The organism is Streptacidiphilus pinicola (assembly GCF_003258295.1).
Lineage (GTDB): Bacteria > Actinomycetota > Actinomycetes > Streptomycetales > Streptomycetaceae > Streptacidiphilus > Streptacidiphilus pinicola.
In genome coordinates this window covers 1-4871 of sequence record NZ_QKYN01000140.1, presented here as the reverse complement: position 1 = coordinate 4871, position 4871 = coordinate 1, and the positions used below count along the sequence as shown (strand labels likewise).

The 4871-nt window shown below is 57.9% G+C and carries 2 rRNA genes; both read left to right on the top strand.

The features are described 5' to 3' along the window. Positions 1-1454: ribosomal RNA gene (locus DN069_RS31220) — 16S ribosomal RNA — on the top strand; the annotation flags it as partial. A gap of 238 nt (positions 1455-1692) precedes the next feature. Next, positions 1693-4794 (top strand): 23S ribosomal RNA (locus DN069_RS31215). Positions 4795-4871: the final 77 nt, after the last annotated feature.

Below are 4871 nucleotides of genomic sequence, written 5' to 3'. Positions count from 1 at the left end.
AACGGTGAAGCCCTTCGGGGTGGATCAGTGGCGAACGGGTGAGTAACACGTGGGCAATCTGCCCTGCACTCTGGGACAAGCCTTGGAAACGAGGTCTAATACCGGATATTACCCTTGACCGCATGGTCTTGGGTGGAAAGCTCCGGCGGTGCAGGATGAGCCCGCGGCCTATCAGCTTGTTGGTGGGGTGATGGCCTACCAAGGCGACGACGGGTAGCCGGCCTGAGAGGGCGACCGGCCACACTGGGACTGAGACACGGCCCAGACTCCTACGGGAGGCAGCAGTGGGGAATATTGCACAATGGGCGAAAGCCTGATGCAGCGACGCCGCGTGAGGGATGAAGGCCTTCGGGTTGTAAACCTCTTTCAGCAGGGAAGAAGCGCAAGTGACGGTACCTGCAGAAGAAGCACCGGCTAACTACGTGCCAGCAGCCGCGGTAATACGTAGGGTGCGAGCGTTGTCCGGAATTATTGGGCGTAAAGAGCTCGTAGGCGGCTTGTCACGTCGGATGTGAAAGCCCGGGGCTTAACCCCGGGTCTGCATTCGATACGGGCAGGCTAGAGTGTGGTAGGGGAGATCGGAATTCCTGGTGTAGCGGTGAAATGCGCAGATATCAGGAGGAACACCGGTGGCGAAGGCGGATCTCTGGGCCATTACTGACGCTGAGGAGCGAAAGCGTGGGGAGCGAACAGGATTAGATACCCTGGTAGTCCACGCCGTAAACGTTGGGCACTAGGTGTGGGCGACATTCCACGTCGTCCGCGCCGCAGCTAACGCATTAAGTGCCCCGCCTGGGGAGTACGGCCGCAAGGCTAAAACTCAAAGGAATTGACGGGGGCCCGCACAAGCAGCGGAGCATGTGGCTTAATTCGACGCAACGCGAAGAACCTTACCAAGGCTTGACATACACCGGAAACGTCCAGAGATGGGCGCCCCCTTGTGGTCGGTGTACAGGTGGTGCATGGTTGTCGTCAGCTCGTGTCGTGAGATGTTGGGTTAAGTCCCGCAACGAGCGCAACCCTCGTTCTGTGTTGCCAGCGGTTCGGCCGGGGACTCACAGGAGACTGCCGGGGTCAACTCGGAGGAAGGTGGGGATGACGTCAAATCATCATGCCCCTTATGTCTTGGGCTGCACACGTGCTACAATGGCCGGTACAAAGAGCTGCGATGCCGTGAGGCGGAGCGAATCTCAAAAAGCCGGTCTCAGTTCGGATTGGGGTCTGCAACTCGACCCCATGAAGTCGGAGTTGCTAGTAATCGCAGATCAGCATTGCTGCGGTGAATACGTTCCCGGGCCTTGTACACACCGCCCGTCACGTCACGAAAGTCGGTAACACCCGAAGCCGGTGGCCTAACCCCTTGTGGGAGGGAGCTGTCGAAGGTGGGACCAGCGATTGGGACGAAGTCGTAACAAGGTAGCCGTACCGGAAGGTGCGGCTGGATCACCTCCTTTCTAAGGAGCACATAGCCGGATGCGAGCGAATGTCTCGCACGGTTGCTCATGGGTGGAACGTTGACTATTCGGCACGCACGGATGACCTTGGGTCAGTACTGCGCTTCGGCGCGTGGAACGCTGGTTTGGTTCGGATGTGTGTGTCGGGCACGTTGTTGGGTCCTGAGGGAACGGTTGTGTGAGCAGCTGGACCTTCTGGTCGTTGTTTGAGAACTGCACAGTGGACGCGAGCATCTATGGCCAAGTTATTAAGGGCGCACGGTGGATGCCTTGGCACCAGGAACCGATGAAGGACGTGGGAGGCCGCGATAGGCCCCGGGGAGCTGTCAACCGAGCTTTGATCCGGGGGTGTCCGAATGGGGAAACCCGGCAGTCGTCATGGGCTGTCACCCATACCTGAACACATAGGGTATGTGGAGGGAACGCGGGGAAGTGAAACATCTCAGTACCCGCAGGAAGAGAAAACAACCGTGATTCCGGGAGTAGTGGCGAGCGAAACCGGATGAGGCTAAACCATGGTGGTGTGAGACCCGGCAGGGGTTGCCATTGTGGGGTCGTGGGATTTTTCTTGATCGGTCTGCCGGCCGGTCGGCGAGTCAGAAACCGTATGGATAGTCGAAGGGCATGCGAAAGGCCCGGCGTAGAGGGTAAGACCCCCGTAGGCGAAATCTGTACGGCTTGCTTGAAGAATTCCCAAGTAGCACGGGGCCCGAGAAATCCCGTGTGAATCTGGCGGGACCACCCGCTAAGCCTAAATATTCCCTGGTGACCGATAGCGGATAGTACCGTGAGGGAATGGTGAAAAGTACCGCGGGAGCGGAGTGAAATAGTACCTGAAACCGTGTGCCTACAAGCCGTGGGAGCCTTTAGGGGTGACTGCGTGCCTTTTGAAGAATGAGCCTGCGAGTTTGCGGTGTGTGGCGAGGTTAACCCGTGTGGGGTAGCCGTAGCGAAAGCGAGTCCGAACAGGGCGATATAGTCGCATGCCCAAGACCCGAAGCGGAGTGATCTAGCCATGGGCAGGTTGAAGCGCGGGTAAGACCGTGTGGAGGACCGAACCCACCAGGGTTGAAAACCTGGGGGATGACCTGTGGTTAGGGGTGAAAGGCCAATCAAACTCCGTGATAGCTGGTTCTCCCCGAAATGCATTTAGGTGCAGCGTCGCGTGTTTCTTGCCGGAGGTAGAGCACTGGATAGGCGATGGGCCTCACCGGGTTACTGACCTTAGCCAAACTCCGAATGCCGGTAAGTGAGAGCGCGGCAGTGAGACTGTGGGGGATAAGCTCCATGGTCGAGAGGGAAACAGCCCAGAACACCGGCTAAGGCCCCTAAGCGTGTGCTAAGTGGGAAAGGATGTGGAGTCGCAGAGACAACCAGGAGGTTGGCTTAGAAGCAGCCACCCTTTAAAGAGTGCGTAATAGCTCACTGGTCAAGTGATTCCGCGCCGACAATGTAGCGGGGCTCAAGTACACCGCCGAAGCCGTGTCATTGCAGCATGACTCCCAACGGAGGCTGTGATGGGTAGGGGAGCGTCGTGTGCCGGGTGAAGCCGCAGGGGAACCTAGTGGTGGACGGTATACGAGTGAGAATGCAGGCATGAGTAGCGATACAGGAGTGGGAAACTCCTGCGCCGATTGACCAAGGGTTCCTGGGTCAAGCTGATCTGCCCAGGGTAAGTCGGGACCTAAGGCGAGGCCGACAGGCGTAGTCGATGGACAACGGGTTGATATTCCCGTACCCGCTTTGAAGCGCCAACGGCGAACCTCTGAATGCTAAGGCCGTGAAGCCGCCCCGGAGTCTTCGGACAAGGGGGAGTGGTGGAACCGCCGGCCCAACAGGGTAGTAGCTGAGCGATGGGGTGACGCAGGAAGGTAGTCCAGCCCGGGCGGTGGTTGTCCCGGGGTAAGGGTGTAGGACGTCACGTAGGCAAATCCGCGTGACACATAGTCTGAGACCTGATGCCGAGCCGATTGTGGTGAAGTGGATGATCCTATGCTGTCGAGAAAAGCCTCTAGCGAGTTTCATGGCGGCCCGTACCCTAAACCGACTCAGGTGGTCTGGTAGAGAATACCGAGGCGTTCGGGTGAACTGTGGTTAAGGAACTCGGCAAAATGCCCCCGTAACTTCGGGAGAAGGGGGGCCATTCCTGGTGACGAGTCTTGCACTCCGAGCTGGGGGTGGCCGCAGAGACCAGCGAGAAGCGACTGTTTACTAAAAACACAGGTCCGTGCGAAGCCGTAAGGCGATGTATACGGACTGACGCCTGCCCGGTGCTGGAACGTTAAGGGGACCGGTTAGCTTCATTTCGGTGGGGCGAAGCTGAGAACTTAAGCGCCAGTAAACGGCGGTGGTAACTATAACCATCCTAAGGTAGCGAAATTCCTTGTCGGGTAAGTTCCGACCTGCACGAATGGCGTAACGACTTCTCGACTGTCTCAACCACAGGCCCGGTGAAATTGCATTACGAGTAAAGATGCTCGTTTCGCGCAGCAGGACGGAAAGACCCCGGGACCTTTACTACAGCTTGATATTGGTGTTCGGTTCGGCTTGTGTAGGATAGGTGGGAGCCTTTGAAGCATCAACGCCAGTTGGTGTGGAGGCGTCGTTGAAATACCACTCTGGTCGTGCTGGATGTCTAACCTGGGTCCGTGATCCGGATCAGGGACAGTGTCTGGTGGGTAGTTTAACTGGGGCGGTTGCCTCCTAAAATGTAACGGAGGCGCCCAAAGGTTCCCTCAGCCTGGTTGGCAATCAGGTGTTGAGTGTAAGTGCACAAGGGAGCTTGACTGTGAGACCGACGGGTCGAGCAGGTGCGAAAGCAGGGACTAGTGATCCGGCGGTGGCTTGTGGAAGCGCCGTCGCTCAACGGATAAAAGGTACCCCGGGGATAACAGGCTGATCTTCCCCAAGAGTCCATATCGACGGGATGGTTTGGCACCTCGATGTCGGCTCGTCGCATCCTGGGGCTGGAGTAGGTCCCAAGGGTTGGGCTGTTCGCCCATTAAAGCGGTACGCGAGCTGGGTTTAGAACGTCGTGAGACAGTTCGGTCCCTATCCGCTGCGCGCGTTGGAGTCTTGAGAAGGGCTGTCCCTAGTACGAGAGGACCGGGACGGACGAACCTCTGGTGTGCCAGTTGTTCTGCCAAGGGCATGGCTGGTTGGCTACGTTCGGGAGGGATAACCGCTGAAAGCATCTAAGCGGGAAGCCTGCTTCGAGATGAGGACTCCCACCCACTTGATGGGGTAAGGCTCCCAGTAGACGACTGGGTTGATAGGCCGGATGTGGAAGCCCTGTGAGGGGTGGAGCTGACCGGTACTAATAGGCCGAGGGCTTGTCCATAGCTGCTACGCGTCCACTGTGCTGTTCTGAGACAGCGACCAACACCTGGTTGCACGATCTCATCGTGTTTCGGTGGT